The sequence below is a fragment of the Solibacillus sp. FSL R7-0668 genome, assembly GCF_038006205.1.
GTDB lineage: Bacteria > Bacillota > Bacilli > Bacillales_A > Planococcaceae > Solibacillus.
In genome coordinates, this window is sequence record NZ_JBBOUU010000001.1 from 1,685,926 (window position 1) to 1,708,472 (window position 22,547).

Annotated in this window: 26 protein-coding genes; 18 read left to right on the forward strand and 8 right to left on the reverse strand. The window is 38.0% G+C overall.

Features of this window, described 5'->3' with window-relative positions; genetic code table 11:
• Positions 1-193: 193 nt before the first annotated feature.
• The 8 genes from MKX47_RS08165 to tnpA all read left to right on the forward strand — a co-directional run bounded on the left by MKX47_RS08165 (position 194) and on the right by tnpA (position 8,032).
• The gene (locus MKX47_RS08165) at positions 194-1,468 is read left to right on the forward strand and encodes a histidine--tRNA ligase (RefSeq protein ID WP_340772836.1); all 1,275 of its coding nucleotides are present in this window, start codon (positions 194-196) and stop codon (positions 1,466-1,468) included.
• 21 nt (positions 1,469-1,489) lie between these two features.
• A complete protein-coding gene (locus MKX47_RS08170; RefSeq protein WP_340772838.1) occupies positions 1,490-2,200 on the forward strand; it encodes a metallophosphoesterase family protein in 711 nt (236 codons plus the stop codon).
• A 169-nt stretch (positions 2,201-2,369) separates the two neighbouring features.
• A complete protein-coding gene (locus MKX47_RS08175) occupies positions 2,370-3,275 on the forward strand; it encodes a cation diffusion facilitator family transporter (protein WP_340772841.1) in 906 nt (301 codons plus the stop codon).
• A gap of 123 nt (positions 3,276-3,398) precedes the next feature.
• Positions 3,399-3,776 (forward strand): GntR family transcriptional regulator, encoded by a 378-nt coding sequence (locus MKX47_RS08180; protein ID WP_340772843.1) that lies wholly within the window; start codon positions 3,399-3,401, stop codon positions 3,774-3,776.
• Positions 3,776-4,636: an ABC transporter ATP-binding protein gene (locus MKX47_RS08185; protein ID WP_340772845.1), complete on the forward strand. Its 861-nt coding sequence runs from the start codon at positions 3,776-3,778 to the stop codon at positions 4,634-4,636. The genes MKX47_RS08180 and MKX47_RS08185 overlap by 1 nt, the downstream gene beginning before the upstream one ends.
• Positions 4,633-5,259 carry an ABC-2 transporter permease gene (locus MKX47_RS08190; protein ID WP_340772847.1) on the forward strand — a complete coding sequence of 209 codons (627 nt, stop codon included), beginning with the start codon at positions 4,633-4,635 and terminating at the stop codon, positions 5,257-5,259. Before MKX47_RS08185 ends, MKX47_RS08190 begins: the two co-directional genes overlap by 4 nt.
• A gap of 114 nt (positions 5,260-5,373) precedes the next feature.
• Positions 5,374-7,302: a translation factor GTPase family protein gene (locus MKX47_RS08195; protein WP_340772848.1), complete on the forward strand. Its 1,929-nt coding sequence runs from the start codon at positions 5,374-5,376 to the stop codon at positions 7,300-7,302.
• Between the two features lie 256 nt (positions 7,303-7,558).
• On the forward strand, positions 7,559-8,032 hold the full coding sequence (gene tnpA, locus MKX47_RS08200; protein WP_340772063.1) for an IS200/IS605 family transposase: 474 nt from the start codon (positions 7,559-7,561) through the stop codon (positions 8,030-8,032).
• 110 nt (positions 8,033-8,142) lie between these two features.
• Here tnpA and MKX47_RS08205 read toward each other — a convergent pair whose 3' ends face one another.
• Both MKX47_RS08205 and MKX47_RS08210 read right to left on the reverse strand, forming a co-directional pair.
• A complete protein-coding gene (locus MKX47_RS08205) occupies positions 8,143-9,921 on the reverse strand; it encodes an IS1182 family transposase (protein ID WP_340772850.1) in 1,779 nt (592 codons plus the stop codon).
• A 179-nt stretch (positions 9,922-10,100) separates the two neighbouring features.
• On the reverse strand, positions 10,101-10,946 hold the full coding sequence (locus MKX47_RS08210; RefSeq protein ID WP_340772852.1) for a DegV family protein: 846 nt from the start codon (positions 10,944-10,946) through the stop codon (positions 10,101-10,103).
• A 154-nt stretch (positions 10,947-11,100) separates the two neighbouring features.
• Between MKX47_RS08210 and MKX47_RS08215 the strand changes: the two genes are divergently transcribed.
• On the forward strand, positions 11,101-11,520 hold the full coding sequence (locus tag MKX47_RS08215; protein WP_340772855.1) for a hypothetical protein: 420 nt from the start codon (positions 11,101-11,103) through the stop codon (positions 11,518-11,520).
• A gap of 141 nt (positions 11,521-11,661) precedes the next feature.
• Here the strand turns inward: MKX47_RS08215 and MKX47_RS08220 are convergent, their stop codons facing one another.
• Together MKX47_RS08220 and MKX47_RS08225 are read right to left on the reverse strand one after the other, a co-directional pair.
• Positions 11,662-12,003, reverse strand: coding sequence for an ATPase (locus MKX47_RS08220; protein WP_340772857.1), 342 nt, complete (start codon positions 12,001-12,003; stop codon positions 11,662-11,664).
• 1,244 nt (positions 12,004-13,247) lie between these two features.
• Complete coding sequence (locus MKX47_RS08225) at positions 13,248-13,631, reverse strand: RidA family protein (protein WP_340772860.1); 384 nt, start codon at positions 13,629-13,631, stop codon at positions 13,248-13,250.
• Between the two features lie 109 nt (positions 13,632-13,740).
• Between MKX47_RS08225 and MKX47_RS08230 the strand changes: the two genes are divergently transcribed.
• Positions 13,741-14,079, forward strand: a complete 339-nt coding sequence (locus MKX47_RS08230; protein ID WP_340772862.1) for a winged helix-turn-helix transcriptional regulator — start codon at positions 13,741-13,743, stop codon at positions 14,077-14,079.
• A gap of 136 nt (positions 14,080-14,215) precedes the next feature.
• Here the strand turns inward: MKX47_RS08230 and MKX47_RS08235 are convergent, their stop codons facing one another.
• The gene (locus MKX47_RS08235; protein ID WP_340772864.1) at positions 14,216-14,542 is read right to left on the reverse strand and encodes a DUF378 domain-containing protein; all 327 of its coding nucleotides are present in this window, start codon (positions 14,540-14,542) and stop codon (positions 14,216-14,218) included.
• A 549-nt stretch (positions 14,543-15,091) separates the two neighbouring features.
• Here MKX47_RS08235 and MKX47_RS08240 point away from each other — a divergent pair.
• Together MKX47_RS08240 and MKX47_RS08245 are read left to right on the forward strand one after the other, a co-directional pair.
• Entirely contained in the window at positions 15,092-15,523 is a 432-nt protein-coding gene (locus MKX47_RS08240) for a BrxA/BrxB family bacilliredoxin (protein WP_340772866.1), read from the forward strand.
• Positions 15,511-16,296, forward strand: a complete 786-nt coding sequence (locus tag MKX47_RS08245; RefSeq protein ID WP_340772869.1) for a class I SAM-dependent methyltransferase — start codon at positions 15,511-15,513, stop codon at positions 16,294-16,296. The genes MKX47_RS08240 and MKX47_RS08245 overlap by 13 nt, the downstream gene beginning before the upstream one ends.
• A 37-nt stretch (positions 16,297-16,333) precedes the next feature.
• On the opposite strand, the gene MKX47_RS08250 is transcribed toward MKX47_RS08245, so the two are convergent.
• Positions 16,334-17,176, reverse strand: a complete 843-nt coding sequence (locus MKX47_RS08250; RefSeq protein WP_340772871.1) for a methyl-accepting chemotaxis protein — start codon at positions 17,174-17,176, stop codon at positions 16,334-16,336.
• Positions 17,177-17,306: 130 nt separating this feature from the next.
• On the opposite strand from MKX47_RS08250, the gene MKX47_RS08255 reads away from it, so the two are divergent.
• On the forward strand, positions 17,307-17,630 hold the full coding sequence (locus tag MKX47_RS08255; RefSeq protein ID WP_340772873.1) for a metal-sensitive transcriptional regulator: 324 nt from the start codon (positions 17,307-17,309) through the stop codon (positions 17,628-17,630).
• A 13-nt stretch (positions 17,631-17,643) separates the two neighbouring features.
• A complete protein-coding gene (gene copZ, locus MKX47_RS08260) occupies positions 17,644-17,850 on the forward strand; it encodes a copper chaperone CopZ (protein ID WP_340772875.1) in 207 nt (68 codons plus the stop codon).
• Between the two features lie 71 nt (positions 17,851-17,921).
• On the opposite strand, the gene pgeF is transcribed toward copZ, so the two are convergent.
• A complete protein-coding gene (gene pgeF, locus MKX47_RS08265; protein WP_340772878.1) occupies positions 17,922-18,680 on the reverse strand; it encodes a peptidoglycan editing factor PgeF in 759 nt (252 codons plus the stop codon).
• A 123-nt stretch (positions 18,681-18,803) separates the two neighbouring features.
• On the opposite strand from pgeF, the gene MKX47_RS08270 reads away from it, so the two are divergent.
• The 3 genes from MKX47_RS08270 to MKX47_RS08280 all read left to right on the forward strand — a co-directional run bounded on the left by MKX47_RS08270 (position 18,804) and on the right by MKX47_RS08280 (position 19,978).
• Positions 18,804-19,469, forward strand: a complete 666-nt coding sequence (locus MKX47_RS08270) for a reverse transcriptase-like protein (protein WP_340772880.1) — start codon at positions 18,804-18,806, stop codon at positions 19,467-19,469.
• An 84-nt stretch (positions 19,470-19,553) separates the two neighbouring features.
• A complete protein-coding gene (locus MKX47_RS08275) occupies positions 19,554-19,679 on the forward strand; it encodes a hypothetical protein (protein ID WP_340772883.1) in 126 nt (41 codons plus the stop codon).
• Positions 19,676-19,978 carry a DNA primase gene (locus MKX47_RS08280; protein WP_340772885.1) on the forward strand — a complete coding sequence of 101 codons (303 nt, stop codon included), beginning with the start codon at positions 19,676-19,678 and terminating at the stop codon, positions 19,976-19,978. Before MKX47_RS08275 ends, MKX47_RS08280 begins: the two co-directional genes overlap by 4 nt.
• Positions 19,979-20,026: 48 nt before the next feature.
• Here the strand turns inward: MKX47_RS08280 and aspA are convergent, their stop codons facing one another.
• Positions 20,027-21,442 carry an aspartate ammonia-lyase gene (aspA, locus tag MKX47_RS08285; RefSeq protein ID WP_340772889.1) on the reverse strand — a complete coding sequence of 472 codons (1,416 nt, stop codon included), beginning with the start codon at positions 21,440-21,442 and terminating at the stop codon, positions 20,027-20,029.
• Positions 21,443-21,779: 337 nt separating this feature from the next.
• Between aspA and MKX47_RS08290 the strand changes: the two genes are divergently transcribed.
• Complete coding sequence (locus tag MKX47_RS08290; protein ID WP_340772892.1) at positions 21,780-22,535, forward strand: GNAT family N-acetyltransferase; 756 nt, start codon at positions 21,780-21,782, stop codon at positions 22,533-22,535.
• Positions 22,536-22,547: the final 12 nt, after the last annotated feature.

Here is a 22,547-nt window from a genome sequence, read left to right on the forward strand (position 1 = left end):
TTATATGCCGCTGAATTTGTCGTCATTATTTACTACGAACCATCAACATAAATAAACGTCTTGCTATCTTTATTAAATTTTTTAATAACGAATAGGAAGACTTTTCGCCGTGAAATCGTATACATAAAGCCATTCGGAGCTTTATAGAAATACGATTTTTTTATTTGCCCAAAATCGAGAGGAGCGAAAGATTATGAAGAAAATGGATTATCAAAATGTACGAGGAACACAAGATTTTTTACCTGAACAGGAGGTCGTGCGTCGTAAAATTCGTAGAACGCTAGAAGATACCTTTATTTTATATGGCTGTAAACCACTTGAAACACCGATACTGAACTACACAGAGCTCATGGCATCTAAATATGCAGGGGGTGCCGAAATTTTACAGGAAATGTACACACTAACAGATCGCGGCGAACGTGACTTAGCATTACGCTATGATTTAACGATTCCATTTGCCAAAGTAGTGGCGATGAATCCTCATTTGGCTATGCCGTTTAAACGTTATGAAATCGGCAAAGTGTTTCGTGATGGACCGATCAAGGCGGGGCGTTTCCGTGAATTTACACAATGCGATGTTGATATTGTTGGTGTTCAGTCTCAAATAGCTGAGGCAGAACTGATGATGATGGCGGTGGATGCCTTCGAAAAATTAGATGTGTCAATTCAAATTCAGTACAATAACCGCAAGCTTCTTTACGGCTTATTGCAAGTATTTGAAGTACCTGCGCAAGTGATGAATCGTGTTATTTTAATTTTAGATAAAATGGAGAAGGTTGACCGAGCTACCTTAGTGAAAGAGTTAACAGAACTAGCGCTCACAACCGATTCACTAACAAAAATAGAGCAATTTTTAAATGCAGAACCAACGCTTGCCTACTTTGAAAGCTACCGTACGGAAAATGACTTTGTGGCACAAGGGATGACAGAGGTTCAGGAACTGATGGGTTATTTACAGGCACTACAAATCGAACAATATTGCATTTTCAATCCATTTTTAGCGCGCGGATTAGAAATTTATACCGGTACGATTTATGAACTGTTTTTAGCAGATGGGGCGATAAAATCGAGCATCGGTAGCGGGGGACGCTATGATAATGCGATTGGTGGTTTACTAGGCACAGACGAATCATTGGCGACAGTTGGCATCTCATTTGGCCTAGATGTGATTTACACAGCCTTTGAATTAGCCAATAAAATCGAACAAAAACCACGTGAAATCGATGTGTACATTATACCAATCAATACCGAAAGACAAGCATTGCAACTGGCGACAGCTTTGCGGAAATTGGGCAATCGTGTTGACGTCGAGCTATCGGGAAAAAAGCTTCGTAAGGCAATGGACAAGGCAAATCGCGAAAATGTAGGCAAAGTGATTGTACTAGGGGAAAATGAAATTATTGCCAATCGAGTAGCCATAAAAGACATGGAAAGTGGTATGGTAGAGGAAATGAACTTTATTTTCTAATAGAAACGGCAGATGATTTTGGTGAGCAATATACTCATAGTAAGCGATATACATGGACATTTTAAGCAATTTGAAGAACTATTAACGTATTGGAATCAAGAGGATACATTAGTGATTTTGGGGGATTTAATCGATCGAGGACCAGATTCATTAAAGGTGATTGAAAAAGTAATTGAACTGAAGCAAATATATGAGGACAAAGTGATTTTTGTGAAAGGCAATCATGAGGAAATGCTGCTGAATTTTTTAAATAATCCGATTGAAAAGCAGGAGCATTATTATAAAAATGGTGGTCAAGAAACGATACAAAGTCTACTTGTACATTTACCAAACGACATAGCGGATCAAACTTATACCGAGCAAGCCAATGAAATAAAACAGCATTATCAGGCACAGCTAGCTTTTTTAGAGTCAGCACCTACTTTTCAGATTATCGGCAATGTACTATGCACACATGCGGGCTTTAACTCCCAATTCGCTACACTTGAGGAAACAACGGAGCGGGATTATATTTGGATTCGTAAGCATTATGAAACAATAAATAAAACACCGTACATTAATGTGTTTGGCCATACTCCAGTCACGTATATCCATGAATCCAATGATGTGTGGGTGAGTGAGGACAAGCGCTATATTGCGATTGATGGGGGTTGCTATATGAGCGGGCAGTTAAATGCGGTATTGTTGAATCAACAAGGGGAAGTGCTTTATGTCTATAAAGTTCAGTATTAAATGATGGCATTGAATCGACATAGCGTTACTTTGCTTGTGGTGAATTTGAATTTATTTAATTTTTTGCTATAATAAATATAAATTGCATGTTCGAGAGGTTATTCCTTTTCTTTTTTGAAAAGGGGTAGCCTCTTTCGTGTTTACAGAAGTTTTTCGGGGAGGAAACATTGTGGAGCAGTATACAAATTTACGTGCGGGTGAAAAAGGCGCGTACATATCGATTATCGCCTATATTTTTTTAAGCTTACTTAAATTAATTGTCGGCTATTTAGGCGATTCCGAGGCATTAAAAGCAGACGGTTTAAATAATACAACCGATATTATCGCATCGATTGCGGTATTAATTGGCTTAAAAATTTCACAGCGCCCACCTGATGACGATCACCGCTACGGGCATTTTCGTGCAGAGACGATTGCTTCACTAATTGCCTCTTTCATTATGGTTTATGTAGGAATTGAAGTATTAAAGACGGCTGTTGAAAATATGATGCATCCGATTAATCAGGAGCCAAGTGTATTAACAATTGTCATTGCGATTTTCAGTGCGATTGTGATGTTTGCAGTATATAAATATAATTTTGCACTGGCCCAAAAAATTAATAGTAGCGCGGTCAAAGCGGCCGCCTATGATAATCGTTCAGACGCCCTTGTTAGTATTGGAACCGCAATCGGGATTACAGCTGCGATTTTAGGCTTCGCGATTATTGATACGATTACGGCGTTTGTCATTGGTATCATCATTATTAAAACCGCGATTGAAATATTTAAAGAAGCGGTCTTTTCCTTAACGGATGGCTTTGATACGGAGTTAATTTCATCGATTGAAGAACATGTTGCCGAAATTCCACGCGTTCGTGAAGTGGTAGAGGTTCGTGGACGTCAGCACGGCAGTTTGATTTTAGTGGATATTACCGTTTGTGTGAACCCGAATTTAAATGTTCGCGATTCGCATTCCATTACCGAGCAAATTGAAAAAGCGGTGCAGCAGCTTAATCCACATGCCATGACACTTGTGCATATAGAGCCATATGATCCGAAAGAAATGATTATTTGTGAAGATGATTATCATTTCTAAATTTAAAGAAAAGATATGCGTTGAACAATTTTGTTCAACGCATATCTTTTTTTATTGACAATATACTGTTTGTAAGTTATAGTGTGTATACACAGTATATACACTATAAACATGAGGTGTGTTATGAATATTATTATTAGTAATGCGAGTGAAAAACCAATTTATGAGCAAATTTCCTCGCAATTAAAAGCACAAATTATGAACGGTCAGCTGCAGGAAGGTGAACTTTTACCCTCCATTCGTGTCATAGCAAAAGAGTTAAAGGTAAGTGTCATTACGACCAAAAGAGCATATGCCGATCTTGAACGAGATGGTTTTATCGAAGTTGTTCAAGGAAAAGGTAGCTTTGTTGCTTCACGCAATATGGACTTTATTCGTGAAGAGCAGCTAAAAAATATAGAGCATCTATTACAAAAATCAGTAGATATCGCCAAAATGAGTGATATTTCGTTTGAAGAACTAAGTGAGATGCTGATGCTCATTTATAAAGGAGAAGACTAATGGACTCAATTTTAGAAGTCAAGAATTTATCCAAGCATTACAATTCATTTTCATTAAATAAAGTGAATTTAAACATCCCAAAAGGAAGTATTGTAGGATTAATTGGTGAAAATGGCGCGGGCAAAACGACGGCTATTAAAGCAATTATAGGGGCTATACAGAAAGATGCTGGCGAAGTTTCCTTATTTGGTCGACCATTTGACGCAACAAATAAAGAGGTAATGCAGCAAATCGCAATCGTGATGGAAGGAAGCTTCTTTCATGAGGAGCTTTCACCAAGGCAAATGGCAAAAGTGTTGAAAGGTTTGTATAAAAAGTGGAATGACGTAACATTTAACAGATATTTACAGCAATTCAATGTACCCAACACAAAAAAATTAAAAGAATTTTCTAAAGGGATGCGTATGAAGTTGTCTATTGCAATTGCGTTATCGTACGATGCAAAGTTACTGATTTTAGACGAACCAACAAGTGGGCTAGATCCTGTTGTACGCAATGAAATTTTAAACATTTTCCAAGACTTTATAATAGATGAGGAGCGTGCTATTTTATTGTCCTCACATATTACAACTGACTTAGAAAAAATTGCGGATTATATTACGTTTATTCATAATGGTGAAGTAATTTTAAACGAAATGAAGGATGATTTAATTTACAATTACGGTGTCGTAAAATGTAGCGAGCAGCAATTTAAAGCTTTAGACAAAACCTATGTGATTGGCTATGAAAAGAACCAATTTGCGGTGCTTGCATTAGTCAATCATAAACAGGAGGTACAGCAGAAGTTTCCTGAGCTAGTTATTGATACACCAACGATTGATGATATTATGCTGTATTATGTAAGGGGTGTAGCAAAATGATGAGTTTAGTATTGAAAGATTTATTAAATTTACAAAGCTATTTAAAAACAATCATCGTGTTTGTAGTATTTTATAGTATGTTAAGTTTCACAATGGATGAGGTTAGTTTTGTGGCTGGTATGCTTATTGTTTTATTTGCAATGATTCCGATAGCTTCATTTACTTATGATAAGCAAGCAAAATGGGATGTGTTTGGTCAGACATTACCTGTTACAAGGAAACAAATGGTTCAAAGTAAATACGTTATCGCACTAATATTTATAGTAATAGGCTTAGTCCTATCCTTTATCATTACAGCCATTGCTACTTTTATTAAAGAAAGCTCTGTAGAAGTTGTGGAGTTAATTGCGGCAAACAGTATGGTCGCTTCTGTTGGCATCATTTTACTGGCCATTATGCTACCCTTAATTTATAAATTCGGTGTGGAGAAAAGTCGCATAATGCTACTGGCGATCAGTTCCATTCCGATAATCGCCTTGCTACTATTGTCGAAATTAGGTTTTACCGTTCCAAGTAATATAGATTGGCAAACGGTTGCCTCTATTATTCCAGTAGTTGCACTCCTTCTTTTTGGCATATCTTTCTTTATCTCTAATAAAATTTATGCAAGAAAAGATTTTTAATCGTTTGAGGGCTATAATTTTTAAAGAGTCGAGCGTCGCATTGTAGGCGCTCTTTTTTCGTCGTTAGAAATTATGCTATACTGACTTGAATGGCAAGGAAAGCGGTGATTTTTTTTGTACAAATCGATAGGCGTATTAGCACATGTAGACGCTGGAAAAACGACATTTTGTGAGCAATTACTTTTTCATACACAGGCAATCAAAAAACGAGGGCGCGTGGATCATCAGGATGCCCATTTAGATAATCATGCGATTGAGCGTGCGCGTGGCATTACCATTTTTGCGGAGCAGGGGCGCTTTCAATACAAAGGACATACATATACTTTAATTGATACACCCGGTCACGTCGATTTTGCACCAGAAATGGAGCGAGCCATTCGTGTAATGGATGCGGCGATAATTATTGTAAGCGCGGTAGATGGCATTGAAGGACATACAGAAACCGTGTGGCAATTACTCCAGCAGCATAAGATCCCAACCTTTATATTTATTAACAAAGTCGATCGAGAAGGAGCGGATATTGACAAAGTCATGCAGGCGATTCAGCAAGAGCTTTCCCCTAATGCACTACTTTTAACAGATGGGATAGATGCTACCGTAAAGGAGTGGTTAGCCGAGCGTGACGAAACGTTAATGGAGTTATTTTTTAATGGAGAATTAACGGATGAGCAAAGTTTAGTAGGTTTACGTCAACTCGTACAAAATGGGCAAGCCATTGTTTGCATGCCTGGCTCCGCATTAAAAGATGAAGGGATACTTGATTTTTTTAATGCTGTAGATACGCTGACAACAACCGAATTTAATAACAATGCCAAGTTTGGAGCGACAGTATTTAAAATTCGCCACGATCAGAAGCAACGTATAACTTTTATGAAATCAACTGCAGGTATATTGAAAGTGCGAGATGAGTTTACGTTTGGTCACGCAACAGATAAAGTAACAGAAATTCGTCTGTATAATGGCTCCAGCTTTACATCTGTACAGCAAGTGGAAGCAGGTGATATTTTTGCAGTGAAAGGACTATCTACACCGGTCATTGGTGATGTTTTAGGAAATGAACATGAAAAAGCAGCTTTTGATATGGTGCCAACCTTGCAGGCAAAGGTAAACTATGATGGACCATTACACGTAAAGGAATTAACACGTATTTTCCGTGAGCTAGAAGCAGAGGAACCGAGTCTTCGCGTCTTGTGGAATGAGCAGTTTCAAGAAATATCGGTTCATGTGATGGGCGTTATTCAGCTTGAGGTACTAGTGGAGGTGTTGAAAGAACGTTTTTCAATTGAAGTGACATTCGGCAAGCCACAAATCTTATATAAAGAAACGATTAAAAATGCTGCGATTGGATACGGTCATTTTGAGCCATTAAAGCATTATGCGGAGGTGCATATAAAACTAGAGCCAAATCCACGTGGCAAGGGGATTACGTTTGCAAATGCTTGTCATGCGGATGATTTAACAATTGGACATCAACGCTTAATAGAGCAGCATCTATTCGAGCGTGATCATCATGGGATTTTAACGGGCTTTCCAATAACCGACATTCACGTAACGCTTCTTACAGGGAGAGCACATAATAAGCATACAGCTGGCGGAGATTTTCGTGAGGCCACATTGCGTGCACTAAGACAAGGGCTCGAGCAAGTAGACAATCTTCTATTAGAGCCATTTTACCGTTTTAAAATGAAGGCGAGCAACGAACATATTGGCCGTATGATGAGTGATGTTCAGCAAGCAAGTGGTACATTTGAAGCCCCTATACTAACGGAGCAAAGTGTGACGATTTTTGGTCGCGCACCCGTTGCAACATTCATGGATTACAGTACCCAATTTGCGGCATTTACAAACGGAAAAGGGGCCTTGACACTGCAATTTGATGGCTACGATGTTTGTCATAATACGGAAGAAATTATCGAGCAAATCGCTTACAATAAAGATGTAGATCCAGCTTATTCATCTTCCAGCATCTTTTGTGCGAAGGGGAAGGGCTATAGTGTTCCATGGGACGAGGCTAAAGCTGCCATGCATTGCGATGTAGAGTAACGGTGCTTCGTTCGTGTATTATTGACTCGTAGTAGGCAGTTTTCCACGGTGGTTGAGGTGGGAATAAATGCTAAAATCATCACGCTTGGCAAAAAAGGAGTGTCCCTCTCAGACACTCCTTAGTTCTTGTATGTTTTGAAAACCCCCTGCTATGCGGGGGGTTCCGGAAAGCTTTTAGCTATGGACAAGAAAAAAACTCCAGTCGTACAATAGAGTCAGGTCTGGACAACCGACTATGTACGAAAGGAGTATCCAAATGGATAATAAAAGTTTAGCACATACAACCTGGAATTGTAAGTATCACATCGTCTTCGCGCCAAAGTATAGAAGACAAGTCATTTATGGAAAGATCAAAGCAGATATCGGGCAAATTTTACGCCAGTTATGTGAACGAAAAGGTGTGGAAATTATTGAAGCTACAGCGTGCCCGGATCATATTCATATGTTAGTAAGTATCCCGCCCAAATTAAGTGTGTCACAATTTATGGGGTATTTAAAAGGGAAAAGTAGTTTAATGATTTTCGATCGACATGCCAATTTAAAGTATCGATATGGCAATCGTCAATTTTGGTGTAGAGGTTACTATGTAGATACAGTGGGACGAAATAAAAAAGTCATTCAGGCGTACATTCAAAACCAATTACAAGAGGACAGATTGCACGACCAAATGACGATGAAAGAATTTATTGACCCGTTTACAGGGGAAGAAATGAAGCGTAGTAAAAAATAAATCAGCCGCTTTAGCGGTAGTAGGAAACGTAGTGCAGGTGCCAGACCGTTCAGTGCGTCTTTAGACGTGGGCCAGTAACAACGCGTTTCACGCGCAGTGCAAGGGGCTGTCTAATAAGTCCCTAAAATAAACAGGTGTAGAAAAACGAGTCGTTTTTCTACACCTGTTTTTGTGTTTTTATCCAGATCTCTTGAAAGTAGCTGGCGGATGCCCGCTACTTTCAAGAGATTGTGAGCCAATGCCACTATCCCAAATTCTGTGGAAACCTTATCGATGCCCCGCAGTAAAAATCTGCGGAACGACCGATTGCCCTTGATGTGACCAAAAACACTTTCTACGTCGATTTTACGTTGCGCGTAGATTCGTGATTTCTCTTCACATTCAAGGGCTACTTTTGCCTTTGCTTTCATTTCTTCAAAAATCGGATTCCATTGTACTTGGCGATTGCCTTTGGCTTTTGTACAGAGCGCCTTCAATGGACATTCAGAACAGTCTTCACATTCATAAACTTTTAGACTTTGTTCAAAACCTGAGGCATTTTTTTTATTTAGATATTTTTTAAACGTAACTTTTTGCCCATTTGGACAAATAAAATGATCTTCTTGTTCGTTGTAAGCCCAATTTTTCGCATGCTTGATATTCTTTTTATAGCTACGTGATTTTTCTTTTAAATACATGCCATATGGGATTAAAAAATCGAATCGAGGTTCTATTTCGTCACCTATCGCATAAAGATAATTTTCTTCACTTCCATAACCAGCATCCGCTATGACTGTTTTCGGCATCGGCAAACTAGACGCTGCTAATTTCTCTAAGTGTGGAATAAAACAGCGCGTATCAGTTGGACGTTGATGCATGGAGTAAAATAAAATAAATTGATTTTCTGTAGCCATTTGAACATTGTAAGCTGCTTTTAGTTGCCCATTTTTCATGTGATCATCTTTCATCCGCATAAAAGTTGCGTCATGATCTGTTTTCGAAAAGCTATTACGGTCACCAAAGATTTCATGTTGTTTTTTGTATTTGTCCAAGCGAGGGAGGAAATCTTCGCGAATTAATTTGAGTGGTTTCTTTAGTACACTACGCTGTGAACGGATTTCTTTACGTACAGTGACATTTTCTTCAGCTTCAATTGCGTCTGTTAAGGCATTTACTTGTGCTTCTAATTCCTGCGCTATCGTTTCTAATTGTGCTGGTGTCGCGTCTTCTTTCAAATTATCGACAGTAGATTGTATGCATTCAGATTCTGTTATTTCTTGAATATGTAGAATGGTTTCTCGAATCTTTTCTTTTAGTTTCTCTTCAAAATTTTTAGTCGATTTCTTCCATACAAAAGAATACTTATTGGCATCAGCTTCAATTTTTGTGCCATCCAAAAAGTAATTTTCCATTGTAATATAGTTTTGTTCGATAAGAAGGTGAATCATTTGTTCAAATAGCGAATCCATCATATTTTTTAATTGATGTGAACGAAAACGATTAATTGTACGATGGTCTGGTTTCTGTCCTGCCGCCAACCACATTGCAGGTAAATTCTCATGAAGCAATTTTTCAATCCCACGAGAAGAGTACACCTTTTGTGAATACCCGTAGAGAATCACTTTCGTCATCATTTTTGGATGAAAAGAGCTACGACCGCCACCTTTGTAGTGAGAGAAAAAGACTTGGTCATCTATCAGTTCAATCATTTCGTCAATTACACGTGATATATGTTTTGTAGAAATCGTGTCTTGAATATCAAAAAGGGAAATCCCTTGTTTATTGTTATAAGGAATAAATGTAGGAATGGAATGACCTGTTTTAGGAACGGTAGTTTCTTCTGAAAGCTGGAGTGGAAGTGATGTTTGTTCAGTGTTATAATTTTGGTTAGTAGTTTTAGGATTACTCATAAAAATCGTCCTCTCTGTAAATGGTGTTGTGGTGACTTCATTTTACAATAACGGACGATTTTTTTGTGCTTATTTTTAAATTTAAAATAGGGCTGCCACCAAAAGTCATTTCAATGACTTTTGGGACAGCCCCTTGATTTATGGGATAGTTGTAGTTAATGTAAGCTCACGCATCCAAATTATTTAATGGTGCGCTTAAATAAAATACCTAGTGTACTTGGTCCGCAATGAGTGGAAACCGTACAGCCGGCATTGGTTACAAGAATTTCATCGAATTGGACTTCGCGATTAATCATCGCTTTTACTTGATCGACAAGTTCATCTGGGCAATCAGGGTGGGTAATGAAAATACGTGATGTATCAATATCTGTTCGATTTTCAAGGCGATCCTTGACATATTTTTCGAGGCAGCTTGCAAACTGCCCCCTGTATTTTTTGCCCACTTCCATTTTTCCTTGAACAACTTCAATAGAGGGTTTAATTTTTAAAAGGGTTGCGCCAAATGCTTCAAGGCTTGAGCAACGACCACCACGTTTTAAATAATCCATTTTATCGATTACAAAGCTCGCCTCGACCTCTGGAATAAGCGCTAAAATACGTGCTTCGATTTCCTGTGCACTACAACCCTTCTGCGCTAGTTCCGCAGCTTCAATGACTAGCAAGCCACTGCCAGTTGATAAATTTTGAGAATCGATGACGATTAGGTTATCGAAGTTTTGAGCAGTTAATCGCGCGTTTTGGTAGCATGATGAAAACGCGCTCCCCAAACTAATATGAATGACGGTATCAAAATCCTTTGTAAATGGCTCAAAAAACTGCTCGTATTCATATGTATTAATCGCAGCTGTCGAGCAAGTTTTATTTTCAACACTGACAAAATGGAAAATATCTTTGGGCGTAATATTGACGCCATCTAAAAAATCTTCTTCATTTACCAAAACATGCAAAGGTGCAAGTGAAATATCATACTTCGCCAGCAATTCTGGCGATAAATCACATGTACTATCCGCTGTTATTTTTATCATAAAAGTCACCCCTAGCGTAAATTTCTATTAAATTGTATCATGGAATATTTTAGAAAATGAAGCGAAAAGTAAGACCTCCTTAAAAAGTGGTACTAGAGAAGGGCAAAATAGATGGAAGAAAAAAATAATAGTGATATATATGCGAGGTGAACATATGTTAAGAACTCCATTAGGAAACATTGTGATAAACGTAAACGGTCAGCGCGTTCATTATGAAACTCACAAATTAATGAATAATCGGCAAACATGCCCAGATGTCAATGGACGATTTATCGTTCAAATCGATCTCGATGTACCATGTGCAGAAGTGAACTGTATTCTGGACGGTGATTTTGATTACAGTGATATCGAAAGTGGCGAGCATTTAGAGGCGCTATCGTTTTACACGAATGATACTAAATTAACGATTGGTGTAGAAGCGGATTTTACCGTGCAACAGGGGGGCTATCTAGCAAACGGCATTATGCTACAAGCTGCTGGAACAATAAGCTTTGGTGTTTGCTGGTTAACACCGTATTCAGAGGTGAATGAAGTACAAACTTGGTATGGTGCAGATTTATATCGAGTTAGATAAAGGTTAAATAAGTTTGATCGAAAATCGCTATTAAGCCTAAAGTATACTTTTTTCAATTTAGTTAACTTAAAAAGAAATTTGAAAAGCCTTATACTTAAGTATAAGGCTTTCAAGATTTTAACTGTTAAAATCTATAGGAAATTAAAGAATCGGTGTTAATTCTGAGTGCACAAACCGTTGGGCATCAATGATAACACCTGAAGCTGTTCGACCGTAAACGCTATACAATCCGCCAGTTTGGTTCGGAACAATTTCAACTTCATATTGAAACGCGCCCCCTACACCCGGAGTTACAAAAGTAGAAGCATTTGCATTTGCAGCAAATGGTGTAGTAGATACTAGTTGTCTTGTTCCGTTAAGTCTAAAAACTCGGACTACTCCAGTAAGCAAGCCCCCAGAAAGGTTGAGAACTTTAATACGAACGTTAGTCGCATTAGCTGGTTGATTTCCTTGATTTTCAATTGGACCAGTAGTTAAAGGCATGTGAAATTCACCTCCTTAAAAGTAAAAGTTCATAATCTGCAGATTATATTTTCATAGTATGCAGTACCTTGTTACATACTCTAGTCTTATTACTCATGTTTCTACAAAAAATAAAAATTTATGGTTTGTTTAGTAGACAATGTATCAATGGAAAAACTGTAAAAAAAGGTGAGCGAATATACCAAGACATATTACCGTAGTATATACACCTAATTTTGTAAGAGTAAATTAGGCAATCAAACAGTCTGAAAATTTCTATAGTCTACCTGATAAGATTTTGAAATTTTCTCCAAAGTAGCAGGGGAGGGCATTGATTTTGTCCCTCTATGTGGATCGTAGTCTTTTTTGATGTTCAGGTAGTAGTTGGGAGAAATACCAATTCGTTTTGCAGCAGTAGGGATAGATTCTTCCCACGTAATTTAATCAGTAGTTCTTGTAGTTACATTTCCTTCACCTGGAAATGTATATGTTTTTTATTAAATGTATTTAAAGCTTCGCTGAATTACTATTCCAGTTCAGAATAGATTGTTTGTTTTGAATGTATTGAATTAGTCGCTTTACCACAAAAGTTTCATCAACCTGAAAGAGCTACTGAATCAGACGAATATTTTGTAACGTGCAATCGTAAATATTTTAGAAATCCAACATAAAAGTAGGGATGGCTGCATGAAACGTGATTTGGTTGGTCTTATACGCTTGATATTCTACAACTAATTTAGGTGATTTCCTTTGTCATCCAGTACAGTATGTAATAATACGTATGTTAATTCATGACAAATCTCTTGCCATTTTTATTGTGGTGTTAATGTTTTATTCATATAAAATGAATGCTTTATTACTTGTGAAAAGGGCTGGGGCATCGTGGGTTTCTGCCGGTAAAAGGTACCGAGCACATTTCGAGGTTAAGAGTAATTGGGTCATGTCGAAAGGGTACAAGCTAGGGGGAAAGGTAATTGTTACCTTCAACAGAAAGCTAAAAGTACAATTAATCGTCACAGATGATACAAAGGAGGCAGAAATTGTGCAAAAGAGGTAAACAAAAAAGAGGCAGTCCCATCAGCAAGGGCAAAAGATACGGTTGAGTGGGCGAAAGCAAACGGTGTATCAGAGGGAACGTTTTTTAAGCGACCAGCCATACGAGAAGAAGTTTTTACGTGGCTTCATAATGTGTTTAATAAAAATAAAATTAAATTCAAAGCCCGTCATTACTGCAATTAAACAGTAATGACGGAATTTTTTTCATTTTACTCTGTGTGTGCAATAGCGCTAATTTCGATAAATTGCTCTGGGAAAGCTAAATAATTAACTCCTATGAGGCTACCAGCTGGGCGATGCTGTCCCATATATTCCTTGAAAATTTGTAAAACTGACTCGGTATGCTCTTTTGCATTTGTCAAATAGATTTCGACATAAGCAAGGTTGGATTTAGTTACATCAAATCCCTCTAGTATCCGATCTAGATTTTCAAGTGTTTGTCTAGTCTGAGCTTGAATATCGTTCTCGCCAATAAAAGTACCCTCCGAATCATGGGAAAATTGCCCCGAAATATAGATTGTGTCATTGACGCTGTAACCTTGGGTGATTCCGTGATCCCAAAGGTCATGATTGTAAGTTTTTACATTACTCATTTCTTTCTCTCTCCTTTACTTGGAATTAAGCTAAGTATAAAATGAACACAACTAAATAAATAGTACGCACTTTTTTGATAGGTACTACCAGAAAGGATAGTGTAAAAACATGGGGATGTCTGATTATATAGAAAAAGGAAATGTTCTTGAGACGCCATTTGGGTATACAATTTCAGTGATTGGGGGCAAGTGGAAAATGTTGATTCTTTATTTGTTGGCAGAAAATCAAATTGTTCGATTTAATGAACTAAAGAGGAAAATTGGCTCTATTACCTTCAAAACATTAAGTGCACAACTTAAAGAATTGGAAGCAGATGGAATGATTATAAGGAAAGAATATCCTCAAATCCCCCCTAAAGTGGAATACAGTCTTACACATAAAGCGGAAGCTCTATTACCTGTATTGGAGCAATTATGTGATTGGGGAGTAAAAAATCATAATAATTAGCTTTTTTTGTATTTAGGTGAGTTATATGGATTACAACTGTTCGAATACATGGTTGTAGTTGACGATCAATTAACTAAATGAAACGAAGCCCATTACCATTACAGTAGGGGGCTTTTTTCATTTATGTGAGTACTAATTATGATTTCTTATTGTAATCGTTATTTTTTTTCTTTGCTATTTCAGAAAAATCTACTTCTTTACCAGCTTCCATGTTATAACTCGGGGTATTTACTCTTGTATGCGAGTTCGAAGCAATATCCTCTTCTTCATTTAATGGTTTCATAAGAATTGGTATTGAAATTAGTCCAGCAAGTCCAACTAGAGTATAAATAATCCTCGACAATACTGAAGTTTGCCCGCCAAATATATAAGCCACTAAATCAAATCTGAAAAATCCAATTAGTCCCCAGTTTATGGCACCAATAATTACTAGAACTAAGGCGATTCTATATAATGTTCCCATCCATGTGACACCTCCTTCATTTATAGATGATGCGAATCTTTATTGAAATTTTTAAAAACACATAGAGAGATATTTATTACAAAAAACATTCTATCTCTACCATCATTTTCACCTGCCATGGTTATTTTTATACAAAGTATTAGACATAAAAATTGGGGCCTGAAGAACGGACATAAGATTTGTCACATTATCAGGTAAGGTTTCTTATCTGAAATACTATAAATAATTTCCACTTCTAAATGGCTAAAGTGTATTTGCCAATACTCGATAAGCTATTAAAGAATATTTCGAATGATTGTTATAACTCCAAGAAGTTCTTGGCTAAGGATAAAATTAAAATAGTCCGATGGGATAAAGCCTTCCGCAATTATTTATTCATGGAGGGTTATTTTTTAGCTAAATAATTCAGCAACGAAAAGCAACCAAAGCAACATAAAAGCAACCAAAATTCCGAATAACTATGAATTATTATGAAGTTGAAATATTATACAACGTGATAAAACACTGATATAATAGCGTTTGTGAATATAAACGAAAGAAGGCGAAAAGATGAACGCTTACGATGAATATATGCGCGAGGTGACAAAACCGATGCGTACTGAACTTGAAAATGCAGGTTTTACACAGTTAACGACAGCAGATAGCGTACATGAATTTATGGCAGAAACGAAGGGGACTTCACTTGTTGTCATTAACTCGGTTTGCGGCTGTGCAGCAGGTTTAGCACGTCCGGCAGCGCGTGAAGCAGTGGCAGAGGTGAAGCCAGATCAATTAGTGACGGTGTTTGCAGGGCAGGATCCAGAAGCAACAGCGGCAATGCGCGGTTATTTTGATGAAGTGCCACCAAGCTCGCCGTCAATGGCTATTTTAAAGGACGGTCAATTAGCTTATTTCATCCCACGTGAGCAAATCGAGGGCTTCCCAATGGAGCAAATTCGTGATCACTTAGCGGATGTATTAAAGCAAGTATGTGCCGAGTAACCATTGTCACAACGGCAGGGCGACCGGATGATGTGTCGCTCCAGCTTGCTCAGGATGCAAGCAAGGAATTAAACGCAAAGATCATCCCACGACAAAAAAGATCTGTGAAAAAGTTAGCTGAAATCTATGATGCTGATGTCGTCATAGCGGGGAAAAATCGGTATGAATATTATGCGAAAGGTGCTGCGTCGCCTTTCTTTTTTCATCCTAATTCCTCTGCTTTCCGCTTAAAACGTGTTGCTCGTGGTGAACAGGAGCCGTTATTGACTGCATGTGAATTACAGCAGGGGGACTCGTTTTTAGATTGTACACTTGGTATTGGTTCGGATAGTTTACTCGCGGCTTATGTTGTAGGAAAGCAGGGAAAAGTGACCGGCTTAGAGGCCAATCAAAATGTTGCCTTTATCGTAAAGAAAGGTATGCAAACATATGATACGACTGAGTTACCATTAACCGCATGCATGCGTAATATTGAAGTGATTCACGCAAATGCATTGGAATATTTGCAGCAACAATCTTCCAATAGCTATGATGTCGTCTATATGGACCCGATGTTTGAGCAAGTCATTGAAGAATCTTCAAATTTTGAGGCGCTACGTCATGCAGGCAGTCATATTGCATTATCAGCGGAGTGGGTAGCTGAAGCAAAGCGTGTGGCCAAAAAGCGTGTCGTTTTGAAGGCGCATTATCAATCCGAATGGTTTGACCAATTTGGCTTTGAACGCGATGTGCGGCTTACTGCCAAATTTCATTATGGTGTGATACAAAAATAAAACCGTGCTGCCAGAATTATGGCGCACGGTTTTTGGTTTAAACTTTTTGAGCTAATTCATCGATTTGCTCGGCCGCTTTTGTTAATTCACGAATGGAATTTGAAATGATATGAATGGTAGATGTTTGTGTTTCGGAGATTTCTGATGTTTTTTGTACAGCATCTGATACCTCATTTACTTTTTCCTTCATGGCATATAATAACTGGCGAATTTCATTTACCGCATCGCCACTTTGGTCAGCAAGCTTTGTGATTTCCTTTGCGACAACTGCGAAGCCTTTGCCATGTTCGCCTGAGCGCGCTGCCTCGATTCCTGCGTTGAAGCCTAAAATGCGAGTGCTTTTTGCGACGCTATTAATCATTTCTAAAATTTTTGCTGAATCATTCACCTGGTTGGTTAAATTACTTTGAGCTGTTGCAATAGTGGACATATATGTAGAAAGGTGATCTGCAGAAGCTGATAATTGTAATGTAGAAGCGCCAATATCTGCCGAAGAAAGTGTGAATTTTTCAGCGATTTCTACTAGATCTACCCGATTTTTGATGCTAGAGCTAATCGCTAAGCTACCTACGACCTTGCCAGCGACATTGGTAATCGGTACAAGCGCCAACTTCAAATCGACACCATATAATTCTTTTGGGATCGTAAGGGATTGTGCGCGGTTATTACGCATTACACTTACCATGGGATCTTGTTCTGTTAAGCGTCGATTCAGAACACTATTATGCCCTAATTCTGTTGAAGGGATTTCAAATACGACCTTTTCTAAATCCGAAATGTCAACAGAAACATCGGCTGTGAATAATTTTTTTAGCATTGGTGCAAACCGAATAATATGTTGTAATGTTTCGTCGAGTTGGCTTACAATTGTATTACTCATAAAGTACCTCCTAAATATTCAGATAACTATATATTAACATAGATTATTGTAAAAAAATAGTAATTTTAGCCACTTTACATACCCCTATAAGGTATGTTAAAATAGAAGTAAGTTAGGAGGATTGATTTACATGCAAAATAATGATGCTGTACATGAAGCACATGAAACAAGCTGCCGAAAGAGTCATCATCCTGAGCAAACAAAAAAGAATTTAACGACGAGGCTCAACCGAATAGAAGGCCAAATTCGTGGTATTAAAGGCATGATTGAAAAGGATGTATATTGTGATGATATTATTACACAATTATCTGCTACACAATCGGCTTTAAATAGTGTGGCGAAAATTTTGCTTGAAGGGCATTTAAAAGGCTGTGTTGTCGATCGATTAAGTGAAGGCGACACGGAAGTATTGGATGAACTTGTTGTCACAATTCAAAAACTAATGAAAAAATAAGGAGCGATTTATGATGGAAAACGTAACATTAAATGTACAAGGGATGTCTTGTGGTCACTGTGTGAAAGCTGTAGAAACAAGTGTAGGTGCTTTAACTGGTGTTCAGGAAGTAAAAGTTGATTTAGCAGAAGCAAAAGTAACTGTAGCTTTTGACGAAGCATCGGTTACCGTGGATCAAATTAAAGAAACAATCGACGAGCAAGGCTATGACGTCGTATAATTTTTTATAGTTAGACAAAAGGGGGATGTTCCAGAATTAATTCTAGGACGTCCCCCTTTCAAATGAATGCGTTATTTTCGCATTATAAAGCTTAAATGACGACCGGTGCCACGGTCTTGACGATAGGAAAAGCCGTCTTCATGATTAAACGTACACATCGGGTCAATGGTAATATTGGTACTTGGTACACCCGCCAATTCACATTGTTTTTTCACCGTTTGCTGATTATCAATATGGTATTTATTTGTACGCTCATTGAAATACATAAAATCATCCGCATAGCCAAGCGCTTTAAATTTTTCGTAAACATCTGTATCGACCTCGAATTTTTCCTGACTAATTGCCGGACCGATGATGATCTGCATATCTTCAGGCTGACAATTTTCGTGCGTCTTCAAATGTTGCAGCATCTTTCGAGTAATTTCCTTGATGGTTCCTTGCCAACCTGAATGAATGGCACCGATTAAATTCGTTTGATCATTATAAAACAAAACAGGTACGCAATCCGCGGTAAAGCTAGAAATAACAACATTTCGTTCGTACGTGTAAAGTCCGTCTGTATCGGGAATGGCTGTTGAAAGTTCGAGCGCCCCATTTCCAACTTGCTGCTCTGTAATCTGTACGAAATTTGCGCTATGTGTTTGATTGGCACAAACGAAATTCGTCACATCTGTATGGAGCAATTGTGCGAGTTCTTCACGGTTAGAAATAATTTGTGCTGCATTTTGACAGATGTGCAACGCCATATTATTGTTTTCGGGTAAACGGGCATCCTTTAATGTAATGCCAAGTAGTCGTTGTTCATTATTTTCATAAAATTTTACATTCATAATAATCACCACCTGTACTATAGCGTATTCGTGGATTTTTGTATAGCAATACGTTGTTTGCTATAATTATGGGAAATGGGATGGAAAAGTTGGCATTTGATTAATTTTTAAGGGGCGAATTAGTTGAAATTAATGATTGAGTGGGTATATGAAACACCGACAAAGCAGCAAATCACGTTTAAAAGTGAGGCAATTCCAGCAGCACATGCTTTTTTATTAATAGAAGATATGAAAAAAACAGGTCGTCTAAAATCTTACACAATGACGGATGAGCATGATAGCGACTGGACATGGAAGGAATTGAAGAAGTTTTTACAGGAACTTGAAATCGAGCCGCATAATGTTCAACTATATTTTGATGGTGGTTTTAATCGCGAGGAAAAATTAGCTGGGCTAGGTGTGGTCATCTATTTTGAGCAAAACAATCAATCCTATCGTTTGCGAATCAATCAACAAGCCCATTATTTAATTTCGAATAATGAGGCTGAATATGCAGCACTCTTATTGGCAATTGAGCAATTAGAGGAGCTTGGTGTTCATCACCAGACGATTGAAATTTTTGGTGATTCACAGGTAGTCATCAATGAAATGAACGGGGAATGGGCGGTATCGGATAATGCACTTGCTAGCTGGGCGGATAAAATCGATGCCAAGCTCCAAAAGTTAGGTTTAATTGCAGCCTATCATTATATAGATCGTAAACAAAATGATGAGGCAGATCATTTAGCAAATCAAGCATTATCCGGAACAGCGATTATTGCCAAGCAGCCAGTAAAACGAAAAAAATGAATTCGCCAATTTTGACAAGGAAAAACGCAAAATATTGGGCAATTAGTAAAAAAGTAAGTCATGCGAAAGAAAAGAGGAATTGTTTTGGGTATGTGGGTAGTGATTTTAATCGTAGCAACCGTTATTTTTATGTTTGTTCAAGCGGAGTTGACGTTTCGACGTGCAGATAAAATAAAAAAACTGCAGCAACAAAAGGAGGGGCATGAATGATTCGTTCAGTTGGAGCAGGCAACACCGGTCTCAATAATCAAACACGACGAAAACCGCAGCCTGAAGCGAGCAGCCCATTTCCGAAAATCGGATTAGATGGTCAAGTCGATTCGACACAGGAGCAGCCTAGTAAAATCAAACAAGACTCGCAACCAATGATGGTCGGGGTAAAGCCGAAAGCACAATTAAAATCTATTTTTGATGAAACGTCGAGTGTTGTTAAATTGAACGCAGATGGTGATCGATTAGAAGTGAGTAAGCGTGCGATTACATTAGCAAAAGATAAGCTATTAGGATAAAAAAATGCTAGCCCTTGATTATAAGGACTAGCATTTTTTATATTAACATTAGTTTTTCGCTAATTTTTTATCACCAGCAATACCTGGCTGTGTTAATTCAAATGGATTTAAAATAATATCTAATTGCTCCTTTGTGAAGTATTCGTATTGTAAGCACAGTTCACGAACGGATTTACCGCTATGCAGTGCTTCTCGTGCGATTTGGCTTGAGCGTTCATAGCCTAAGTGCGGTGCTAATGCCGTAACAACACCGATTGAACGTTCAACAAAGTCATGCATACGTTCTTCATTTGCCTCGATATGATCTAAGCAAAGTTTTGTGAAGACCGTGAAGCCGTTTGTCATAATTTCGATCGATTGTAATAGGTTGAACACGAGTACTGGTTCCATTACGTTTAATTCGAATTGACCTGCTTCAGATGCAAGCGAAATCGTTAAGTCATTTCCGATTACTTGGAACGCAATTTGGTTGATTACTTCAGGCATTACTGGATTGACCTTACCTGGCATAATAGAAGAACCTGGTTGGCGCTCTGGTAAACGAATTTCAGCAAAACCGGCTTTAGGGCCTGAAGCCATTAAGCGTAGGTCATTGGCGATTTTTGACATATTCATCATGGCGATTTTTAACATCGCTGACACTTCTGCATACGTATCTGTGTTTTGCGTACCATCTATTAAGTTGTCCACTTTAACGAATGGGAAGTTGCTGTATTTTGCAATGTTTTCAACCGCTAAGCTCATGTATTGTGGATCAGCATTTAGGCCAGTCCCAATTGCTGTAGCACCGATGTTAATTTGAAGCATTGTTTGCTGTGCTTTTTTTACACGTGCGATATCACGAGCGACTACAGCTGCATAAGCACCAAATTCTTGTCCTAAACGTACAGGAACTGCATCTTGTAGGTGAGTACGACCCATTTTAACGATGCCATCAAACTCTACTGATTTTTGGATGAAGCTATCGCGCATTACTTCCATTGCCATTACTAAGTTATCTAATGTTGTAACAGTTGCGATGTGAATGGCTGATGGGAACGCATCATTTGTTGATTGCGCCATATTCACGTGGCTGTTTGGACTAATGATTGAATATGTTCCCTTTTCTTCTCCTAAAATTTCTAAAGCGCGGTTAGCGATGACTTCATTGGCATTCATATTCATCGAAGTACCAGCGCCACCTTGAATTGGGTCAACTACAAATTGATCATGTAGGTTTCCTGCAATAATATCGTCGGCAGCCTGTGCGATGGCGTTGGCGATTTTCTCGTCTAATTTGCCAATAGCAGCGTTTGCTAAAGCAGAACTTTTCTTTACAATGGCAAATGCACGAATTAATTCAGGATGCATTGTCATTTTGGTAATCGGGAAGTTTTCTAATGCACGCGTCGTTTGAACGCCATAATAAACGTCCTTTGGAATTTCTAATGTGCCTAAAAAGTCTTTTTCAATACGTGTACTCATGTGTACGAACCCTCCAAGAGTTGGTGTAATAGTTATATAAACAATCCTATTATACGCCAAATTTCAACAAAAGCTTACTTGCTGAATTATTAGATAATTTGACGTATTCATGTGAAGTGTGAAAGTTTTAAATATTCACTTTAGTATAGTGACATATGCTCTTATTATCGTTTATTTTTATCTTTTTAGACAAAAAATTATGTCGTTTATTATTGGAAATGAATCTTTTAGCATGATGTAGCGATAAGTTAATTCATTCTAGTATGTATCAATTAATCGTTTTACGTTATTATGATTAAAAAAAGGATTTATTTGTCATAGAAAGCAGGGGTTTATTATGGAAGTATCTTTTCGAAATATCAATATATTTGCACAAGTTGAGCGTGAAACGGAACTTTATCGTCATTATCAGCTCGATGAAGTGAAAGATCGCTACGATAGTAATTTTATTGAATTTTTATCCACTCCGACGTTATCCGAACTACAGGAAGCGATGAATTATTTACAGCATAAGCATGGCCAAAGTGGTCGCCAGTTTTTAAAGGCTGTCTTTCCGCAGGATGAAGATATCCCACTTGAATTGCATCAATATTTATTGACAAATCAATTTGAAATTGGCTGTTTAGAGATGTATGCTATTGAGCCGGAATTCTTTACGCGTGAATTGAGTCGCCCTGATGTGACAATTGAATTTGTGTCATCAAAAACAATGGAAGGCTATTTAGCAATTCATTATCAAGATGCGCAGCAGTGGGGAGAAGGCTATGCTCAAGCGAAACAGGCCATGTTAAAAAGAGATTTCGAACAAAAGCGAAAAGCTCAAATTGTCGCCCTGTTGAATGGACAAGTGATTGGCTCGGTAGATGTGATCGAATCAGCAAATACAGCAGAAATCGATAATTTATTCGTATTGCCAGCCTATCAAAAACAAGGCGTAGGTACGAAATTGCAACAATTTGTTATGAAGCAATATGTGGAAAAAACCATTATTTTAGTAGCCGATGGGGATGATACACCGCGCGAAATGTATACAAAACAAGGCTATACCTATATAGGCAAGCAATTGAATGCATTAAAAACTTCATTAGACTAGTAAATGTGCTTG